This is a genomic window from Pseudoalteromonas sp. A22, assembly GCF_018141345.1.
GTDB lineage: Bacteria > Pseudomonadota > Gammaproteobacteria > Enterobacterales > Alteromonadaceae > Pseudoalteromonas > Pseudoalteromonas maricaloris.
Genome location: NZ_CP047237.1, coordinates 751,338 through 770,535, shown reverse-complemented (window position 1 = coordinate 770,535; position 19,198 = coordinate 751,338). Strand labels below are relative to the sequence as shown.

Genomic DNA, 19,198 nt, shown 5'->3' with positions numbered 1-19,198 from the left:
CATTGTCTGCGCTTTGTCAAAGTGTGAATTATTGTGAGCGTTTATTAACGTGAGCTGTATAAAACAAGTGCGAGTGGCAATGAAGGTGGAAGTGAGTGGATAAACCACCTTACTAATGCAAAGTGGTTTGGGTCGACTTGGATTGATAAGTTCTGGGAGTTAGGCAAAGCTTTCGTTGATGAGTTCTGCGTTATAGCCTGCATTACGAATAATAGCGATAACCTCGTCTTCTCCTTTGGTGCTTGAAATTTCAACGATTTTATCGTCTAGGCGGACATTCACTTGCGCTTGGCTATCAGCCGTTTGCATTGCTTCTGTGATTGCTTTTACGCAGTGACCACAGACCATTTTTTCTACTCTTAGTCTTAACATCATTATTTCCTTTGTGGATTAAAGTGTTTGCACTGTGAAGCTTCCCTTGATGGTAAGGTCAACTACTATTTAACAATAAGAATTCCTTTTTCTTCTATTAGATGAATGAACAATTTTGTTTGACCTTACCATGAGGGTAAGGGTTAGTGTCCAACAATGAGAATGAACGCGTTTGCGGAGATAGAAATGGACAAGGTAATAAAATTTAATGTATCAGGCATGACATGCGCCTCGTGCGTTGGCCGAGTTGAGAAAGCCTTAGAGAAAGTGTCTGGCGTTGTCAGTGCCAGTGTTAACTTAGCCTTGGAAGCGGTGTCTGTTGAGGGCAGTGCGGAAGTGTCGGCGTTGGTGAGTGCGGTTAAAGATGCAGGCTACAAGGTCAATACCAATGAAGTGCAATATCAAGTTAAAGGCATGACTTGCGCGTCTTGTGTGAGCCGAGTGGAAAAGGCGGCGCAAGCATTACCACAGGTAATTAAAGCCGAGGTCAATTTAGCGACTGAAAAGCTAACCTTAACTTTAGTGGCAGAGTTACCGTTCGCTGAAATAGAAGCCAAGCTTAACGACGCCGGTTACACTGTGGTACAGCCACAAGCTGACTCGGATGAGTTAAGCGAACAAGTGGCAGCAACTCCCTTTTATCGCGCTGATTGGTTCCCAGCAGTGGCGTCACTGACGCTCACCTTACCTATGGTGTTACCCATGTTTGCCATGTTGTTTAACCAAAACTGGATGCTCCCGGCGTGGATGCAATGGGCATTGGCCACGCCTGTTCAGTTTTATTTTGGTGCGCGTTTTTATCGTGCCGGATGGGGAGCAATAAAAGCGGGAACGGGGAATATGGATTTGCTGGTGGCCATCGGCACCAGTGCGGCGTATGGCCTGTCGCTGTATTTGTGGTGGACATTCAGCGGTGAGCATGGCGCTCCACATTTATACTTCGAAAGCAGCAGTGCTGTGTTGAGTTTGGTGCTGTTGGGCAAGTATCTTGAACACCGAGCCAAGCGACGTACAACCAGCGCCCTTAAAGCGCTTGAAAGCTTAAGGCCAACATCGGCTATGGTCTGGCGTGATAACAGTTGGCAAGAAGTCCCAGCTGCGGCAGTAAAAAGCGGCGAACGACTACTGATCAAACCTGGTGAGCGTATACCGGTTGACGGCGTTGTAGTTGAAGGTCACTCACAGGTAGATGAAGCGCTTATCAGCGGTGAAAGCGTACCTGTTTATAAAGCACAAACAGATAAAGTTACTGGTGGTTCGGTGAATCTTGATGGCGTGCTTGAAGTGGATGCAACCAGTGTTGGCGCGGAATCAACGCTGGCCAAAATTATTCGTTTGGTAGAACAAGCACAAGGCGCGAAAGCACCAGTGCAAGCGTTGGTGGATAAAGTGAGTGCGATATTTGTACCAGCGGTATTGGTGATTGCGCTCATTACATTTTTTGCATGGGGGCTCAGCACAGGAGATTGGCCAACAGGTATTCTGAATGCGGTGGCTGTTCTTGTTATTGCTTGCCCGTGTGCGCTTGGTTTAGCAACACCTGCCGCGATTATGGCAGGTACTGGCACTGCCGCGCGTTATGGGATCTTAGTAAAAGATGCTGGTGCACTGGAGCAAGCAACTGCCATCGATATGGTGATTTTTGATAAAACGGGCACGCTTACGGTGGGCAAACCAGAGCTTAGCAATATGCACACTTTTACGCATCATCAAGACGACGTGTTACAGCTGGCGGCATCGTTACAGCAATACAGCGAACACCCGCTTGCCAAGGCGGTGGTCAATAAAGCACAAGAAAAGCAATTGTCATTACTTCCTGTAAGCGACTTTAAAGTGGTAGCGGGTAGAGGCGTTAAAGCACAATACCAAGATAAAACAGTCTATTTGGGGAGCGGTTTTTGGATGCAAGAGTTAGGCTTAACTTTGCCTGCGCTACCAGAAGAAATACCGGGCGCTTCTTTATCTTGGTTAGTGAGCCAAAATAGTGAACTGAGCTGCGAGTTTTTGGCGCTATTCTACTTTACTGACGAGCTTAAAGCTCATGCCTATACAGCGGTCAAACAGCTTAAGCAGCAAGGGATCAAAGTTGCAATGTTGACCGGAGACAGCCAAAGTAGTGCACAGTACAATGCTAAGTTGCTAGAACTGGACGATTATAAAGCGCAAGTTCTGCCAGAGCACAAAGCTGAGTATATTGCTAATGCCCAACAGCAAGGTTACTGTGTGGCAATGGTCGGCGACGGGATCAATGACGCCCCAGCGCTGGCACAGGCTGATCTTGGTATCGCAATGGCTACCGGTACGGAAGTGGCGGTAAGCGCGTCGGCAATGACGCTGATGCGTGGCGAGCCAAGCTTAGTGGCATCTGCTTTAGCGATGGCAAAATTAACCTATCGCAAAATCAAGCAAAATCTATTTTGGGCATTTATCTTTAATGTCATTGGCATTCCATTGGCAGCACTGGGTTACCTTAACCCTATTTTTGCAGGTGCGGCGATGGCGGCCAGTAGTTTACTAGTCATTAGCAATGCGTTGTTATTGCAACGTTGGCAACCAAAGGAGTAAACGTCATGGAAAAACTGATCACAATCGGCGAAGCCGCGCAGCGTACTGGGCTCTCGGCAAAGATGATCCGCCATTATGAAGCAAGCGGGTTACTAAAGTGCAGCAAACGAAGTGAAGCGGGTTACCGGCTGTACGACTCGCAACAATTACAATTGCTAGGTGTGATAAAGCAAGCACGAAAATTGGGGTTTCCTATTGCGCAGATCCAATCTTTACTCGATTTGTTACAAAACCCAGACCGTACTAGCCGTGAAGTCAAATCGATAGCGCAGCATCATTTGAATGAGATTGAGCATAAAATCAATGAACTTCAGCAAATGCGTGAGACCTTGAAACAGCTGTCGGACAACTGTAGTGGTGACGAAAATGCAAACTGTCCAATTTTAGATGGGCTTTGCCAAAATAGCCTAAAGTAGCCGAAGGTTAGAATAGCCAAACGTTAAAAAGCCAGTCTTCAATGATGAAGACTGGCTTTTTTGTTGTGTAGAATAGCGCTAAGCTTCGAGTAATAGTTTTGACTCGGTTAGTGCGAGCAGTGCAGTTTGTAACCTTGGCAGCGCCGCTTCAATTTCACTCGGTGAAATCGTACAAACGGCAGCGCGATACCAAAGCTGTGACGCTTTAGAACGACAGCCGAAACTGGCAAATGGCACCAGTGCTAATCCTGCGCTATCAATTAAATACCGACTGACTTGATCTGCATTTTCGAGTACGTTTCCATCGGGGGTTTCCATATTGATGGCGTCGATCTTCAAGGTCATATAAATGCCGGCATTTGGTATAAATGAATCGATTGCTATGCCTGCGCCTTTCATATCCTGAACACCCTGATGCAGTACCGCCATTGAGGTTAGTATTTTTTCTTTAAAGCCGGCTAAATAGCTTTGTAGATAGGCTTCATTTTGAAATAACACCGCGGTGGCAAGTTGCTCTGCCGTTGGAGCCATTGCACCTATATGTTCTTGGAACACCTGCATTTTTGCTATCACTTCGTGTGGGCCTGTCGCCCACCCAACTCGAATGCCTGTTGCGGCAAAAGCTTTGGTGCCAGCATCAACCACAATTAAGTAAGGCTTGATATCTGGGCAAAGCGACGCCGGATGATAATGCTCAACCTCTTGCATTGTCAGCATCCAGTACACTTGGTCGTAGATAACGTAGAGTGGTTTGGCGTTTATCGCTCTGCGGCGCGCGTTTTCTGCCACAACCATGTCGCAGATTTCACTGAGATGTTGCTTTGAAAACATGGAGCCATTAGGGTTTTGTGGTGAGCATAAGGTGATAAGGCGCGCATCAGATATATGCGCTTGAAGCTGTTCCGCTGTAGGTAAAAACTGATTTGCTTCGCTGGTTTCAATTGGCACGTGCTTGCCACCACACATGGTGGTGTAAAACATGTTATTCCAAGAAGGCACAGGGTAGATCACCTTGTCTTCTGCGCTCACTGTGGCGAGCATCGCAGAATACAGCAAAGGTCTTGCACCGCCAGAGATCAGCATCTCCGTATCTGGGTTGTAGCTGACGTTAAAGCGCTTTTTAGTTTGTTTTGCTACCTCATCGCGAAGTGATAACACCCCCTCAAGCGGGGGATAATCGTTATGCTTGTTCTCGTAGGCTTGCTGGATCTGTGCGGTAAGGTAGTCGGGCATCGGAAATTGTTGCGTGTCAAAATCTCCAATGATCAAATCACAAATTTCTTTCCCCTTTGCAAGCTGCTCCTGCACGTAAAACTCAAGGTGAATAATGTCCGAGTAATCAAGTGCATTGGCTAAATTTGATAGGTTTTCCATTGTTATATTTTTCTCCTTAAGTATTTGTTCTGGAATAATTTAGTACTATTTAAACGAGTAAAGTTAGCGCTGCGACTTCTCTAACTTTGTTGAGTGCGAAGTCAATTTCGGCTTCTGTAGTATGCCTGCCTAGGCTAAAGCGGATGGTTGCCTGTGCCAGTTCATCCGATAGCCCAAGAGCGGTTAATACGTGGCTTGGCGATAGATTGCTTGACGAACAAGCTGAACCGGTACTGACTGAAATGCTTTTCTTTAATAGGCTCAGCATTTTTTTACCGTCGGTGTCATGAAAAGAGACGTTACAAACATGGGGGAGTCTTTCTTCGCTCATGCCATTGACTTGCACCTGTTGTAGCTCCAATAAACCATCTTCTAGCTTGTCTCTTAGCTGCTCAACTTTGTCAATTGCGCCATTGCTCAGTTCTCGCTGGGCAAGTTCTACAGCCTTGGCAAAACCAACAATGCCAGGTACATTTAACGTGCCACCGCGTAGTCCTTGCTCGCTTCCACCACCGGTGATCTGCGGTCTAATATCAACCACTCTATTGCCATGCTGATGTCTTAAGTACAGGCCGCCAACCCCTTTAGGGCCATAAATTTTGTGTGCCGAGCAAGTTAAAATATCAATAGGGCAAGTGGTCAGATTAATATCGACCTTGCCTAGCGCTTGTGTGGCGTCAGACATAAATAGAATGCCATGTTGATTTGCAATAAAGGCAATGTCGTCGATTGGATTAATGGTGCCGATTTCGTTATTTGCGTACATCACGGTGATTAAAATCGTTTCAGGCGTGATCGCGGCCTTCATTGCGTCAATATCAAAGCTGCCATCTGGTAGCGGCTCAAGATAAGAAACGCGAGCGCCTTCCTGTTCTAGATCTCTAAGTGTTGCAAGCGTCGCTGGGTGCTCAATCGATGAGGTAATAATGTGTTTGCCTTTGTGATTACAAGCACGAAACACGCCGCGGATCCCTAAGTTGTTGCTTTCAGTCGCACCAGAAGTAAAGATAAAATTTTCAGGTTGTGCGCCAAGGGCATCTGCAATTTTTTCACGCGCTTGTTCGACCGCTTTATGGGCGTTCCAGCCATGTAAACCATACATGCTCGCAGCATTACCAAAGTCGTTACAAAAGTAAGGTAGCATGGCTTGTAACACAGCTTCGTCGCACGGTGTTGTGGCGTTATGGTCTAAATAGATAGGAAAGCGTAGCGACGCTTCCGTGGTGGACTTACTCTCTAGTGCTGTAATGAGTGACATAAAAAATCTCCGTATAAAATTGGGGCAACAGTCAAATTGAAGCGGATAAATGCGTGCGTTACGCTTCGCAAGCTTCGGCTTGGGTGCTGGTTTGGGTGTTAATGGAATAATCTTCCATATCAAAGTCAGACAAGAAGATATTGGAGATCTTAACGATATTGTCGCCAAGGCTTTCGTCTTGTAGGAAAAGTCCTAATGCTACTTCAGTACCGTTCACGACTTTGTGAAAGTCATCCATTTCAGAGAAGTCCATAATGTGGAATACCCCTGCTTGAGGGTTCATTTTCAGTGCTTTTTGGTATGTGTCTTTATAGTGCTGTGCCATGATAAGCGGGCATTTTGCAGTCCATATATCCTTATCTTTTGATTCAGCTAAAACGATGTCTACTCCCTTACTGTTTTCGAATAGAATTTTAGTTACACCGTTGCTCGTTGCGAGTGACAATTGTGGGAAACTTGCTAAATCTTGCGAGATGATTTTACGTAAAGATTGGATCCCACGGTTTTTACAATTGCGCTCACCTTGAAGTACTAAACGGTCGCGTTTTACAATGCTGTAATCACTTAATACGGCTTCTAGCTCGTCAGGTAATGGCGCAAGCCCTTGGCTGTCGGTGGTCATTGCTGGGGATGCAGAAATATCACAAGACTCACTACCGCACTGTAAGCCCAGATCGTCTATCAACACGCCAAGCACCACTTTAAGTTTTTTCTTGTGCTCTAGAATCGCGTTGTTAGCAACATTTAACACCTTTACCATTGAATCTATTGAGAATTCGGTAGCGGAATAACGCGGATCAAAATGCCCACCTTCTAGATAAAAGGCGGAGACAGTCGGGTAGTGTTCAGCGACATCCATACGGATCATCTCTAGGAGTTTTTGCTCTACTTCTCCAACCATTTTTTCTTTTAATTTCATTTCGTTAGTCTCTATCTGTAGTTGTGTTAAAGGTGTTTAATACCTTTGAGTAACGGCCTAATTAGTTTGTTTACCGACAAGCATGTGCCAAAGCGGTAACGCACGAAGTAATTAATTTCCATGCCCTACTAACAAAGTGAGGTTAATAAAAAGTCAACTTCACCTTAAGGATGAATCTGCCAAGTTAAATAACTGTAAAGATTGCCACGGTGGTAAGGTCAATGTTTGTTTGCGTAAAAATTGAGTTTTTTAGAAGTTTTTTTGTGAAACTTTCATTTCAATTGTTTTAATCGAGTCAGCGCTAATTGGTGAAAAAGAAAACCAAAATCATGCTAAATGACTTGTTTAATTAATAAACATCTTTTAGGCGGAATAAGAAGTAAGTAGGACTATGCGGATTTCTTCACCGAGTTGAGTCATTGCCGTTTGCACGGCATTTGCGTTAATCAAAATAAATGCGATTAGCTAAGCTAAAACATTGGGTTACATATCTATGTTGATTTAGTGAAAAGTGGTTTTTGTAGTTGCTGTAATGTCTCTGTAATCTGTTGTAACTCGGTGTAATAGATAAAATCACGACCCTTAAATATGCTTTTAAAGTAATAGCTTAAAGGAGCATATTAAAATGAATAAAGAACTAGATATTGCCATTGTGGGTGGTGGTGTATCGGGTGTATATAGTGCATGGCGCCTTCAACAAGAGCTTGGTGATACACATCGCATAGGCTTATTTGAATATAGCGATCGTATCGGTGGTCGTTTGTACAGTCGCACGCTTCCGGGGTTGCCCAACGTTGTGGCTGAGCTTGGTGGAATGCGCTTTATTCCTGAGGATCATGTGATGGTGAGTACGCTGGTGGATGAGCTAAAACTCCAAACCAAAGACTTCCCAATGGGCTCAAAGCTGCCGTTATACCCTTCAAATGCAGAAAGCTCCCCTGAAGCAGGTAGTGAAAACAACCTCTTTTACCTGCGCGGACAATATTTTAGATATCGTGATTTCGCCGAGTGTCCAGATAAAATCCCATACCAGCTTGAAGAAACAGAGCGAGGCTATGGACCGGAAGATCTTCAAGTTAAAGTCATGAACCTCATCTGCCCGGGGTTTGCCGACATGTCTCTTGCAGAGCAGATGAAAGTCAAAGTGTTTGGCAAGGAAATTTGGCGCTTTGGCTTTTGGAACTTGCTTGAGCATGTGTTGAGTAACGAAGCATACCTTTTTATGAAAGAAGCGGGGGGCTACGATGCTAATGTGGCGAATGCCAGTGCGGTTACTCAGTTGCCTGCCACTGAATATAGCGATGATACGGTATTTAAGACCCTCAAAGATGGTTTTCAGGCGTTACCGCTGAAGTTATGTGAAGAGTTTGCAGCGGCACCGGGCTGCCTTGACCGCTGTAAGCGCGTTAATATGTTGCATCGACTTGCAAAAATTGAGCTGCATGATTGTGGCGAGTATCGTTATCAACTCACTTTTCAACCAACACAAGTGAATAGCAGTGGGAAAGTGGTTGATAAAGATGCTCCAGCGTACAGCGTTAAAGTGAAGCGGCTTATTTTGGCTATGCCAAGGCGCTCGCTTGAGCTAATTGAATCGCCGTTCTTTGACGACCCTTGGTTGAAAGAAAACATTCCATCTGTGCTTATCCAAAAGGCGATTAAGATGTTTATGGCATACGAGCAACCTTGGTGGCGCAGTTTGGGCCTTGTTGCTGGTCGCTCTGTCACTGACTTACCAATCCGTCAAACTTATTACATGGGCACGGAATGCGATCAAAAAGAATGCCTTGAATACGAGACCAACGAAAAAGGCGAACAGGTATGTAAAGTAGAGCACTCCTATGGTGAGCCCAATACCAACTCGCTGCTAATGGCTTCTTACAATGATATTGGCACTATTCCTTACTGGAAAGGTTTAGAAAAGGGTGAGCATTACCAAGGCTATATGCCAGCCTATGGTGCACAAGGTTATACCGAAAATGAGATAGTACCTAAAAACCAGTATCAAATTACCACCGGGATGGTTGAAGCGGCACATCGCCAAATTCAAGCGTTACATAATCAAAAAGCGCTCCCAATGCCATATTCTGCAATCTACCAAGAGTGGGGGGATGACCCCTATGGCGGTGGTTGGCATGAGTGGAAAGCCAATTATCGTCTCGATGAGATCATGTGCAGAATGCGGCACCCGGTTGCGAGTGAAGAAATCTATATTGTTGGCGAAGCATACTCCTATGAACAAGGCTGGGTAGAAGGAGCATTAAATACGGCTGAATCAACATTGGCTGAGTTCTTTGCTTTAACAACGCCTAATTGGTTATCCAAAGACAAAGCCCAGTATGAACAGTGGCTTGAGTCACACCACAACTACTTACCAGTAGATTGCCGTAAAGGTGGCTGCTCGTGTCAGCATTCAGCGCAACAGCCAAATGCCAATTCAGACACGCTAGACGAAGTCACTGAGTTCGCTTATCGAGGTATTAATCATGAGTACCGCTAATTTTACGGTTGCTGACCATTTACTGTGGCGGTTAAAGCAGTTGGGCCTTGATAAGGTGTTTCAAGTGCCTGGTGACTATGTGCAAGAATTTATGACTGCTCTTGATAACTTTCCTGGTATTGACGCAATAGGTGATGTAACCGAGCTAGGGGCAGGCTATGCGGCGGAAGGATATGCAAGATACCGTGGAATTGGCGCGGTGTCGGTGCAATACGGCGTTGGCACGTTCAGTGTGTTAAACGCCATCGCCGGCGCTTATGTCGAGCGTAGTCCTGTTGTCGTTATATCGGCAAGCCCATCGGCTGAAAACCGTGTAGATATTGAAGAAACAGGCGTGTTATTTCATCACTCTACCGGTGACTATAGCGCTGATAAAAAGGTGTTTGCAAATGTCACTGTCGCCAGTGAAATTCTTTCGGACCCTGCTTCTGCTCCTGAGATTATTGATAATGCGTTACGCCTTGCCATGAGTGAAAAGCGGCCTATTTATCTAGAAGCATGGCAAAACGTGTGGGGCGCAGCTTGTGATAAACCAGATGGCCATTTAGTGATCCCAAAACCGGCTTCTAATCCTGCGATGATGGCAAGTTTACTCGATAAAGTAATCAACCGACTCAAAGAGGCTGAGAAGCCATTGGTATTATTAGGCATTGAGATCACGCGGCTTGGCATACAAAGGGAAGTTGAGAGCTTGCTCTGTACTCTCAATATTCCGTATACCACGACCACGCTAGCCAAATCAGTATTAAGTGAGGCGCAAGGGCTTGGGAAGGAGTTGTTTGTTGGCACCTATGCGGGTGAAGCATCATGGCCTGAAACGTTTGATTTTGTTAGTAAACGAGATTGCATTTTAGCGTTGGGCGCGATATTCACCGACGATTACCTGACCATGTTAAAAACGCAAGGTAACGAATTGATCCGCGTGAATATGGGCAAAGCAAGAATTGGTAACTGCGAGCGTTTTAGTGGTATCGATTTAGCACAGTTTATTGATGATTTAACGGTGTATATTGAGCATTACCCGATGCAGCATCGTGCGCTTTGCTCGTTGCCGGAAAACCCCTATTTGATAAGTCCCGTACAAGATTGCGATACCATCAGCTACGAAAACTTCTTTTGCACATACCAAAAGCAGCTAGCTCAATGCCAAAAGGTGCGTGACTTCAACCTTATTTTAGGTGAAAGCTCTTCGCTTTATATGGCGGCTCGTTTAACTGGTATTGATGAAAGTCGCTTTATTAGTGACGCTGCTTGGGGGTCGTTAGGTCATGAAACCGGTTGTTCACTCGGCACAGCCTTGGCTGACAATCGGCGTAGTGTAGTGGTTGCCGGCGACGGTGGGTTTATGATGATGTGTCAAACACTGTCTACCATTAGCCATAACAAACTCAATACTGCAGTGTTTGTAATGAGTAACCAAGTGTATGCAATTGAGCAGTCGTTCGTTGATATCTGTGCGTTTACTCCTGCGGGCGCATTTGCACCATTTGATGATCTGCATCGTTGGGACTATAAATCATTAGCGAATGCGTATTTTGTCGAATATTTGAATGTAGAGACCGTCGCGGATCTAAATGGGGTTTTTGCTGCGCTTCATGAAAACCCATGTAAGCCATATCTCATTAAAGTCAATATTGATAAAAAAGATCTCGCACCGGCGATACAAGATCTCGCCGAAGCCATTACGGGTAACAAAGTGGACGACTGTCCATGTGGAAATAGCACAGCGCAAGGAAACAACAATGCCTAAACAATCCAATAAACCAATCCCTGAATCTCAGTTAGAAGAAGCACAAAAGCGTATCGACCGCTATTGGCGCGCGACACAAGGATTTATACTCGCGTTAGAAAGCAAGCATGGCTTTTCTGCAAAGCAGTTGCTTACTTTATTGCCAACGGGGGGGACTTCGATGGAGCGCTTTAGAGAATATCAAGCTAAAGCGCTTATCTTTAACACACGGTTTCAGTTTTCGCCCTCGGTGATTGTGATGTGTAATAACACCGATGATGTAATGCGCGCCTATCAAGAGGCGATAGCGTTTAACTTACCCATTCGGGTGCGCTCTGGCGGCCATGATCACGAAGGGGAGTGTAGCGGCACAGATGTGGTGCTACTGGATTTAAGCGGTTTAAAAGACTTCTCCATTGAGAAAGAAGGCGATGACTATATCGCTCATATTGGTTCTGGATATCGCTTTTATCAATTAGTCCCAAAGCTTGCAGAATCTGGTTATAAAGATATTCCGCCGTTAACCATTCCGCACGGCACTTGCGCCACGGTTGGGTTAGCTGGGTATATTCAAGGCGGTGGTTGGGGCCCGTGGACGCGAGCAAAAGGGATGTGCTGTGAGTCACTCGTTGGTGCGACTGTTATTTTGCAAGATGGCTCGAGAGTTGAGGTATCTGAAACTGAAAACGAAGATATCTTATGGGCGCTACGCGGAGGCGGGGCGTTAAGTTATGGAATAGTGACGGAGTTTAGAGTTAAAGCTTTTGAGCTACCTGATGAAATCCACCGCTTTGAAATTAACTGGAATAATGAGGCGGTTGGCTCTACAGACTTAGCAACTTGGCAGCTGCTCAGCCAGTGGGAAGATGCGATTAACGATACGGGAAAGGATACCGAGAACTTAGTTGGTACTAACCTAAAAATCAACGCCATACCAGATGTTAGCGAGTGTAAAAAATCATCTGGTTACGAAAAAGCGTTAGCGCACCCAAGCACTATGTACGGCTATTGGCAAGGCTCCGAAAAGGCGCTGGTTCAGTTTGCTAAGCAGTATTTTCCTGCTGCTAAAGTGCAGGTGACGGGCACGGACACCAAGCAGAATTATAGTGAAGCATTGATGTCTGACTGGTCACGAAACTCCTTGGCTAATCTCAAAAAACTGGGATTAAAAGGAACGTTAGCTGCAAGCCTTGATGGGGAACCATTTACACCAGATTTTGATGCCCCAGCGCCACACAAGATCACCTCAAAGCTAGTGCGTGAGTCTGGCCTTACTGAACAAGGCAAGTTGGCGCTATTGCGTTCACTCACATCGCCTTTACTGTTTGCACAAAATGCCCCACTTGGACTATTTAGTTACGTCACTTTAGGAGCCATTTCGGGTAAGTTTTATGCCAATGATACGTGTGATGATGCTAAGAAGCGTGTTGCCTTTCCTTATACTACTGCGCAGTACACCATTCAATACCAAACTTGGTGGAATACCGAGTTAAAATACGACGGCAGTTACGACAGCAAACGCCTTGGTCAAGCAAATCCAGTATACCGCTATGTAAACCGTGCACTTGATTGGATTGAAGTTAGCCGCGACACCACTATTGAAGGGGCATACGGCGCGTTTATCAGCTTTAAAGACGCATCCATCCCGACGAAGACCTACTTCCAAGAGAATTATGAAAAACTCATTGAAATCAAAGAGGAGCATTCGGGTTTCACAGTTAAATTAGACTGTGGTAAAAAGGTTTACGTTAACTTTAATCGCCTAAGAACCCGTAAGACAATTATTTAACAGTGTTAAATACGAAGAGCAAAAAGCCAGTATCGGCTTTTTGCTTGGTTTCACCTTGAGGTAGGAGATGTTTTACACAGCGACTTTGTTATTTTTATATTGAATTTTTGGCTGGTGAGATGAGGGGGGGTCTTCATCAAAAATTCGTTGGAAAACATAAACTGCTCGGCGAGTGAATCGCCTCCTACACACGTATTTACGCTACACAGTAGGAGCTGTTTTACACAGCGATCTTGTTGTTTTTATATTGAATTTTTGGCTGGTGAGATGAGGGGATTTCTTCATCAAAAATTCGTTGGAAAACATAAACTGCTCGGCGAGTGAATCGCCTCCTACACGCCTATTTACGCTACGTAGTAGGAGCTGTTTTACACAGCGATCTTGTTGTTTTTATATTGGATTTTTGGCTGGTGAGATGAGGGGATTTCTTCATTAAAAATTCGTTGGAAAACATAAACTGCTCGGCGAGTGAATCGCCTCCTACAAGTATGACTTCACTACCGAGTAGGAGCTGTTTTACACAGCGATCTTGTTGTTTTTATATTGGATTTTTGGCCGGTGAGATGAGGGAATTTCTTCATCAAAAATTCGTTGGAAAACATAAACTGCTCGGCGAATGAATCGCCTCCTACAAGCATGACTTCACTACAGGGAGGAGCTGTTTCACACAGCGATCTTGTTGTTTTTATATTGGATTTTTGGCCGGTGAGATGAGGGAATTTCTTCATCAAAAATTCGTTGGAAAACATAAACTGCTCGGCGAATGAATCGCCTCCTGCAAGCATGACTTCACTACAGGGAGGAGCTGTTTCACACAGCGATCTTGTTGTTTTTATATTGAATTTTTGGCTGGTGAGATGAGGGGATTTCTTCATCAAAAATTCGTTGGAAAACATAAACCCTCGGCGGGTAAATCGCCTCCTACAAGCCTATTTACGCTACGCAGTAGGAGCTGTTTTACACAGTGATCTTGTCGCTTTTATCATGTGCTTTACGCTGCGGCCTTGAAAGCATTTTAAATATCTAACACCACCACTTCCATTTGGTCTTGCGCATCATAAGGCTGGATCTGCATTTTTATTTGGCTCTCAGAAAGCAACTCCAGCTGACCTTCTGCGGCTTTGTATTTGCTATGAACGACCTTTACCGCATGAAGACCAAACCCGATTTCTCGCTCTAAGCGTAAAACCAAACCATATGAGGTGGTGGCACCACCGTTGGTTCGGTAAAGTACATAGCTATCGTCATTGATGTTTAGTCGATTAAGTTCGGCAAAGGAGTTGTCAACGCCGCTTCGTTTGATCTCGGAATAATCACCAGCGGCAAAGATAAATACGATGAAACTCGGCACTGCTGCGGCCAAAGCGACTAAGAAGCCAGACACTTTGAGTAACTTGGTGTGTCGAAATAACGACCACAGCAACACAGAAGCGGGTAAGATGATGGCCAGTATCATAACGAAAAGGTAATTATGCTGAGGAGCCGCAAATCTTAATTCCCAAGGCAAATTACTCATATTTAGGGTGACTAGTAACACAACAATGACCAGCGCAATACTTGAAAGCAGTTTCATCTATTAAACCTAAATTACAACCAAATCAGTAAGACCGAAAATAAACCTATTACTATTTAAACAAACTGAATTTCCCAGTAAATTCTTTAAGCTCTGTGCTATCGCCAAACATGCAAATGCCAAAGTACTCTAAGTCTTGTTCTGGTGTTTCAGCGGTGGCGCTTACTTGCTGTTCGGATGTGCCAACAATCATGGTATCTGTAAAATCGGTAAAGGGGATGTTTCGAGCCTCAAGCTCTGCTCGCACTTTTCTGATTTTATTACTATTATCCGCTTTAAGCACAATAAAAGGGTAGTGCGAAATCGATGGGTGAATGCCGCCATCTTTGTCTTGATACGGTAAAAAACAGAGCTCATCGGTATTACCAATTTGGTCAATGAGCCCAGCGGTCATATGGCCAATCGCATTAAAAAGCCGACCAAGTTCAACTTTCTTATTGAGCACAGCAACAAATCGCTTCGAGTTTTCGTCTGGTAAAACGGAAAAATCAGTCATAGATTTCCTTGAGTTAAAAAAGAGGCGCTTAACCATATCATAATAAAGCGATCACCGCGCTTCGGTGTCGATAATTGATTGTAATTCCTTAAAACTTTCCTAAGGAGAGACAGTAAATTTTGTAAGGCCAATCAGTTGTCCTGAATTGGTGACAACATGCACCTCCCACTTACCTGTTGAGTCGGCGGGAAAGTTGGTTTTATGGCTCCAAGCACGATAGCCTTCCTCGCGTCCACCGCTAATATTTAAGGGGATTCGGTCAACGACTTGTTTGTTGTGTACCCACACGTGAAAGATCTTTTCGTTTAGTCCCCGTGGTGCTTTTACCGCGCTCCAACTGTATAAGCCTTGTTCGTGAAGCGAGTGGGTATCGAGGTGTTGGATACTATTCATCGGTTTTCGTTGTTGCCTATCAACCTCATAAGCCAGTGCTATATCGGTGAGTCGTAAGGCCGCCGGGGGAACCCAGCTACGTAACTGCCACAAACCAGCGCTAAGTGTACTTAGCAGCAGAGCCAATAAGGGAAAACGCCACCATCTTGCGTGTGGCATAACATTGCCAAGACTCGGTAGGGTAAGAATAATAGCGGTGACTAGCGCTATTTGTATACTTTGGTCAGTTGTCAGGTTAAGCAAAATCGGTAGCGTAACTGAAATCACAACAAACAAAGCAAAATTGTGGAATACCATAAACAGCACATTGTGCCGGGCTAGCTTTTTGTAATATATCGGGTCTACAACGGAGATAAACGCGCAGAGTGCAATTAAGCAGGTAAACGCGGCCTGTGGATGATTCCATGTCGTGGCAGCCAAGAAAAAAGGCAGTGCGAAGAATAGGCTTTCCTGTTGCACCATTTGTAGGGCAAAGCGCATAAAGTTGGGTGACAACACAATACCAAAACGTTGCTCCACTTGGTCGCGAAGCCAGTTATCAATAATAAGCCACAGCCAACTGGTGAGTAAAAGCAGAGCGATGATCTGTGAAAACGACTCTTTCCGTTCAACCAAAATAAAGCTTGCTATACCGCTACAAAAAGCTAGCACAGCCATCAGGCCGGGCCACTTTTGCATCATCAAAATAAATTTTGTTATTAGGTTTTTGAAATAACGCATTGAGATAGAAATTGCTTGCTGGTCTTTAAGATTCAAGCACTTCAACCATGAATGCAGTATGAGTTTAGCAATTAACACACATAACTGGCTAACATTGGTTTGGATGGCGTTAAATGTATTTTGATTTTTTCGCGAATATCACTCGACTGGTTTTGGCTTAACTTAAAAGCGCCATGCATCGTATTGATTTTAATCTTGAAAAAGTTAATGGCGTTAAACAGCGATTGGCGTTGATTGGCAGGCACGCTATCAAGCTGCCAATCACTATTTGAAAACTGCTCAAAATGCGTTATTTGCGCTTGCATTGACGCGTATTTTTCATCGTCAGTAGTAATAAGCGCGAGTTCACCTTCAACTATCACATTTGCGTACAACCACGTGGGGAGCTTAATGTCAGAGATAACTGCGGGTGAGAGGTAATGATCTTCACAGTGGAAAACTGCTTGAATAACACCGTCCGCGTGGAAAATTGGGTTATCTTTTGTAGCGTGTCCAAGTAAATAAGCATGGTCATCACTTAATGTTAGCGGTACAAAAACGGTGTTTATCTTGCCTTCCTGTATCACCGTCAGCGTAGCCAGCGGGTGTTTTGTGATCACAGATCTGAGTATGTTCGGATTGCTTTCAACGTAGTAATTTCTTGGGTAACTCATAACTTTTCCTCCAACCTCGCTTTCACTTCAGGCCACATCTCGTCGGTGATGGCAAATCGTGCCGTATTACGATAACTTCCGTCAGGCAGGCGTCTATCTTTTAACGACAAGCCTTCAAAATGGGCACCTAGGCGTGCGATGGCATTACGAGACTTATGATTACATTCATGCGTTTGAAATTGCACACGTACCAATCCAATCGCTTCAAAGGCATATTTGAGCAACAGGTATTTGGCGTGGGTATTAACATGCGTGCGTTGAAATTCAGTACCAATAAAAGTGTGGCCGATTTCGGCACTTAGGTTGAGTTTATCAAGTCTAAACAAGCGGCTATTACCAGCCAGTTTACCTGAGTCTTTATCAATGATTGCAACAACCAGTTGTTCGCTTTCGTCAAACTGCGCAGAGCCGTAAAACCATTGCTCTATGGTTTTTTGATCGCGACAATAATTATTAAATACCCATTTCCAGATCTCAGTTTTTTTGCCTCGAGCCAATAACTCAGGTAAATGCGCGGCTTCAAGTGGGATGAGCTTAACGCGATTGGATTCTAGCGTTTGTTTTGAAAACATCAATATTTCATTCATTCTGTGTTTTAATGCTTGCATATTGCGCTGATTTTGGTTGATATAAAACAACCAGATTTAATAATTTAATTAGACCAGTTTTGATTTCTATTAGCCCAGAAATACAGTCTCAAGATGCTAAGCATAAACGCTTAGCAGATGTTTTACGCTGCGCCATTACTGAGGGTAAGCTCACACCCGGTGACAAACTTCCTTCCGCCCGAAAGCTGGCTGAGTTACATGGTATGAACCGGCACACTGTGATGAATGCCCTACAAAATCTGGTAGCTGAAGGCTGGCTGGTGGTTAAAGAGCGTAGCGGCTATCGAGTCAATACTGAATTGCCTATTTTCAGTAGCCAACAGATAACTTCAGAGGTGCCTTCTACACCACAAATCGTACCGCAATTTGCTAAAACATTGGCACCAGTGAGCAGCACTAAGCGTACGGCCTACCGCTATAGTTTTGCAGGGGGCTTACCAGATCTTCATGCCTTTCCCTATGATGAGTTTAAGCGGTTTTTGGTAAAGGCGTGTCGCAAAACCAATGTCAGTCATTTTCACTATTCAGACATTGCGGGGTGCGAGTTACTGAAATCCCAAATTCAGGCGTATTTGCGCCGAGCAAGGGGGCTAGTATGTGATGACTTGCTGATTTGTAATGGCTCCCAAGAAGCGCTTTTTTTGGTGGCAAACGCATTTATTAATCCAGGTGATGGTGTTGCCATCGAAATGCTTGGCTATCCACCTGCGCGGCATACTTTTACCAATGCAGGTGCTGAAATTTTTGCTTTAGCACAAGACGCAGAAGGCATTAAAGTGGAGGCCTTGGCACGCTGCCTTGAACAAAATAAGGTGAAGTTGCTGTACTTAACTCCTCTACATCAATATCCAACTACAGTGACTTTATCTGTACCGAGGCGCATGGCGATTTATCAGCTGTGCCAGCAGTATGGCGTGTTTATTATTGAAGACGATTACGACCATGAGTTTCATTATCTCTGCCCGCCGTTGCAGCCTATGGCGGCAAGCGACCCAAGTGGTATTGTGATTTATATTTCTACCTTCTCAAAAATCATGTTTGCCGGTGCTCGTGTGGGCTATATGAGTGCACGGGCAGATGTGCTCGCGCAATTGGTGGCACGTAAACAGCTACTTAATCACAAAAATGATGCCCTTACCCAGTTGGCTGTGGCTTACTGGATGGAAGAGGGCGGATTTGAGCGCCATTTACGCCGCATGACCAAAGCCTATCAAGTACGCCATCAGGCGATGGGGCAGCACCTTAGCGAGCTTAAAGCCAAATTAGATATCGACTTTGAAATGCCACAAGGCGGCATGGCGTATTGGGTAAACAGCAAACGCGACGTCTCGAGATTATCCGAAAAGGCGCTTGAAAAAGGGATTTACGTACAATGTGAGCCTGAATTTACCCTCGATAAGGCTAGTAGTTTAAGTCATATTCGCTTAGGCTTTGCGGCGCAAGAAGTCGAGCATCAGCAAGCTGGGCTGAGTGAGTTATTTGCTTTGGTCGCAGAGCTGGAGAAAAATCATGAATAAGCAACAAGCACTGGCCGAATTTGTTACATTCGGCCCACACAAAGCGCAGGCGTTAAATATCCTATTGAGCGATAACAGTGCAGTATCGCTTGCTATTAGCAAGGCGATGTTAAGTGTGGTATTGGCAAAATATCTCAGTGGTGAAATCGACGAAGATGACCTCGAAAATTGGGCTGGGTTTATTGAACTGCGTGACGAGGTTGACTGCACCTTGATAGATGATTACCTCTATGCGTTGAATAATCCAGAGCTGATGGGTGGAATTAACCTCGATTCCATCGGTAATATGCTGAAACTCATTAAAGGTTAAACACAA

The 19,198-nt window shown here is 44.8% G+C and carries 17 protein-coding genes; 7 read left to right on the top strand and 10 right to left on the bottom strand.

Going from position 1 to position 19,198, the window contains the following annotated elements; all coding sequences use genetic code 11:
- Nucleotides 1–159 precede the first annotated feature (159 nt).
- A complete protein-coding gene (locus GSF04_RS02970) occupies nucleotides 160–375 on the bottom strand; it encodes a heavy-metal-associated domain-containing protein (RefSeq protein WP_249122323.1) in 216 nt (71 codons plus the stop codon).
- 183 nt (nucleotides 376–558) lie between these two features.
- On the opposite strand from GSF04_RS02970, the gene GSF04_RS02965 reads away from it, so the two are divergent.
- Nucleotides 559–2,937, top strand: a complete 2,379-nt coding sequence (locus GSF04_RS02965; protein WP_211856514.1) for a heavy metal translocating P-type ATPase — start codon at nucleotides 559–561, stop codon at nucleotides 2,935–2,937.
- 5 nt (nucleotides 2,938–2,942) lie between these two features.
- Complete coding sequence (gene cueR / locus GSF04_RS02960) at nucleotides 2,943–3,353, top strand: Cu(I)-responsive transcriptional regulator (protein ID WP_010369762.1); 411 nt, start codon at nucleotides 2,943–2,945, stop codon at nucleotides 3,351–3,353.
- A gap of 78 nt (nucleotides 3,354–3,431) precedes the next feature.
- On the opposite strand, the gene GSF04_RS02955 is transcribed toward cueR, so the two are convergent.
- The 3 genes from GSF04_RS02955 to GSF04_RS02945 are packed head-to-tail and all read right to left on the bottom strand — an operon-like array spanning nucleotide 3,432 to nucleotide 6,904.
- Nucleotides 3,432–4,727 carry a pyridoxal phosphate-dependent aminotransferase gene (locus GSF04_RS02955; RefSeq protein WP_211856512.1) on the bottom strand — a complete coding sequence of 432 codons (1,296 nt, stop codon included), beginning with the start codon at nucleotides 4,725–4,727 and terminating at the stop codon, nucleotides 3,432–3,434.
- A gap of 49 nt (nucleotides 4,728–4,776) precedes the next feature.
- Nucleotides 4,777–5,985: a cysteine desulfurase family protein gene (locus tag GSF04_RS02950; protein ID WP_211856510.1), complete on the bottom strand. Its 1,209-nt coding sequence runs from the start codon at nucleotides 5,983–5,985 to the stop codon at nucleotides 4,777–4,779.
- Nucleotides 5,986–6,043: 58 nt separating this feature from the next.
- The gene (locus GSF04_RS02945; RefSeq protein ID WP_211856508.1) at nucleotides 6,044–6,904 is read right to left on the bottom strand and encodes a hypothetical protein; all 861 of its coding nucleotides are present in this window, start codon (nucleotides 6,902–6,904) and stop codon (nucleotides 6,044–6,046) included.
- 625 nt (nucleotides 6,905–7,529) lie between these two features.
- On the opposite strand from GSF04_RS02945, the gene GSF04_RS02940 reads away from it, so the two are divergent.
- Genes GSF04_RS02940 through GSF04_RS02930 form a run of 3 tightly spaced genes read left to right on the top strand, consistent with a single transcriptional unit; the run spans nucleotide 7,530 to nucleotide 12,922 of the window.
- The gene (locus GSF04_RS02940; RefSeq protein WP_211856507.1) at nucleotides 7,530–9,404 is read left to right on the top strand and encodes an FAD-dependent oxidoreductase; all 1,875 of its coding nucleotides are present in this window, start codon (nucleotides 7,530–7,532) and stop codon (nucleotides 9,402–9,404) included.
- On the top strand, nucleotides 9,391–11,154 hold the full coding sequence (locus tag GSF04_RS02935; RefSeq protein WP_211856506.1) for a thiamine pyrophosphate-binding protein: 1,764 nt from the start codon (nucleotides 9,391–9,393) through the stop codon (nucleotides 11,152–11,154). Before GSF04_RS02940 ends, GSF04_RS02935 begins: the two co-directional genes overlap by 14 nt.
- Nucleotides 11,147–12,922: an FAD-dependent oxidoreductase gene (locus GSF04_RS02930; RefSeq protein WP_039496634.1), complete on the top strand. Its 1,776-nt coding sequence runs from the start codon at nucleotides 11,147–11,149 to the stop codon at nucleotides 12,920–12,922. Before GSF04_RS02935 ends, GSF04_RS02930 begins: the two co-directional genes overlap by 8 nt.
- 497 nt (nucleotides 12,923–13,419) lie before the next feature.
- On the opposite strand, the gene GSF04_RS02925 is transcribed toward GSF04_RS02930, so the two are convergent.
- From GSF04_RS02925 to GSF04_RS02900, 6 genes are all read right to left on the bottom strand, one after another.
- Nucleotides 13,420–13,797, bottom strand: a complete 378-nt coding sequence (locus GSF04_RS02925) for a hypothetical protein (protein ID WP_211856505.1) — start codon at nucleotides 13,795–13,797, stop codon at nucleotides 13,420–13,422.
- A 140-nt stretch (nucleotides 13,798–13,937) separates the two neighbouring features.
- Entirely contained in the window at nucleotides 13,938–14,495 is a 558-nt protein-coding gene (locus GSF04_RS02920) for a hypothetical protein (RefSeq protein ID WP_211856504.1), read from the bottom strand.
- Between the two features lie 52 nt (nucleotides 14,496–14,547).
- Entirely contained in the window at nucleotides 14,548–14,991 is a 444-nt protein-coding gene (locus GSF04_RS02915; RefSeq protein WP_211856503.1) for a DUF2000 domain-containing protein, read from the bottom strand.
- 99 nt (nucleotides 14,992–15,090) lie between these two features.
- Entirely contained in the window at nucleotides 15,091–16,104 is a 1,014-nt protein-coding gene (locus tag GSF04_RS02910) for a DUF5924 family protein (RefSeq protein ID WP_211857484.1), read from the bottom strand.
- A 71-nt stretch (nucleotides 16,105–16,175) separates the two neighbouring features.
- Nucleotides 16,176–16,757: an FMN-binding negative transcriptional regulator gene (locus GSF04_RS02905; RefSeq protein WP_211856501.1), complete on the bottom strand. Its 582-nt coding sequence runs from the start codon at nucleotides 16,755–16,757 to the stop codon at nucleotides 16,176–16,178.
- Nucleotides 16,754–17,329, bottom strand: a complete 576-nt coding sequence (locus tag GSF04_RS02900; RefSeq protein ID WP_211856500.1) for a GNAT family protein — start codon at nucleotides 17,327–17,329, stop codon at nucleotides 16,754–16,756. The genes GSF04_RS02905 and GSF04_RS02900 overlap by 4 nt, the downstream gene beginning before the upstream one ends.
- Before the next feature lie 95 nt (nucleotides 17,330–17,424).
- Between GSF04_RS02900 and GSF04_RS02895 the strand changes: the two genes are divergently transcribed.
- A complete protein-coding gene (locus GSF04_RS02895) occupies nucleotides 17,425–18,882 on the top strand; it encodes a PLP-dependent aminotransferase family protein (protein WP_211856499.1) in 1,458 nt (485 codons plus the stop codon).
- The gene (locus tag GSF04_RS02890) at nucleotides 18,875–19,192 is read left to right on the top strand and encodes a hypothetical protein (protein ID WP_211856498.1); all 318 of its coding nucleotides are present in this window, start codon (nucleotides 18,875–18,877) and stop codon (nucleotides 19,190–19,192) included. The genes GSF04_RS02895 and GSF04_RS02890 overlap by 8 nt, the downstream gene beginning before the upstream one ends.
- Nucleotides 19,193–19,198: the final 6 nt, after the last annotated feature.

Excerpts from the sequence above, each read along its gene's own strand:
- GSF04_RS02970 (WP_249122323.1), bottom strand. The coding sequence starts at position 375 with ATGATGTTAAGACTAAGAGTAGAAAAAATGGTCTGTGGTCACTGCGTA.
- GSF04_RS02965 (WP_211856514.1), top strand. The coding sequence starts at position 559 with ATGGACAAGGTAATAAAATTTAATGTATCAGGCATGACATGCGCCTCG.
- cueR (WP_010369762.1), top strand. The coding sequence starts at position 2,943 with ATGGAAAAACTGATCACAATCGGCGAAGCCGCGCAGCGTACTGGGCTC.
- GSF04_RS02955 (WP_211856512.1), bottom strand. The coding sequence starts at position 4,727 with ATGGAAAACCTATCAAATTTAGCCAATGCACTTGATTACTCGGACATT.
- GSF04_RS02950 (WP_211856510.1), bottom strand. The coding sequence starts at position 5,985 with ATGTCACTCATTACAGCACTAGAGAGTAAGTCCACCACGGAAGCGTCG.
- GSF04_RS02945 (WP_211856508.1), bottom strand. The coding sequence starts at position 6,904 with ATGAAATTAAAAGAAAAAATGGTTGGAGAAGTAGAGCAAAAACTCCTA.
- GSF04_RS02940 (WP_211856507.1), top strand. The coding sequence starts at position 7,530 with ATGAATAAAGAACTAGATATTGCCATTGTGGGTGGTGGTGTATCGGGT.
- GSF04_RS02935 (WP_211856506.1), top strand. The coding sequence starts at position 9,391 with ATGAGTACCGCTAATTTTACGGTTGCTGACCATTTACTGTGGCGGTTA.
- GSF04_RS02930 (WP_039496634.1), top strand. The coding sequence starts at position 11,147 with ATGCCTAAACAATCCAATAAACCAATCCCTGAATCTCAGTTAGAAGAA.
- GSF04_RS02925 (WP_211856505.1), bottom strand. The coding sequence starts at position 13,797 with ATGAAGAAATCCCCTCATCTCACCAGCCAAAAATTCAATATAAAAACA.
- GSF04_RS02920 (WP_211856504.1), bottom strand. The coding sequence starts at position 14,495 with ATGAAACTGCTTTCAAGTATTGCGCTGGTCATTGTTGTGTTACTAGTC.
- GSF04_RS02915 (WP_211856503.1), bottom strand. The coding sequence starts at position 14,991 with ATGACTGATTTTTCCGTTTTACCAGACGAAAACTCGAAGCGATTTGTT.
- GSF04_RS02910 (WP_211857484.1), bottom strand. The coding sequence starts at position 16,104 with ATGCGTTATTTCAAAAACCTAATAACAAAATTTATTTTGATGATGCAA.
- GSF04_RS02905 (WP_211856501.1), bottom strand. The coding sequence starts at position 16,757 with ATGAGTTACCCAAGAAATTACTACGTTGAAAGCAATCCGAACATACTC.
- GSF04_RS02900 (WP_211856500.1), bottom strand. The coding sequence starts at position 17,329 with ATGTTTTCAAAACAAACGCTAGAATCCAATCGCGTTAAGCTCATCCCA.
- GSF04_RS02890 (WP_211856498.1), top strand. The coding sequence starts at position 18,875 with ATGAATAAGCAACAAGCACTGGCCGAATTTGTTACATTCGGCCCACAC.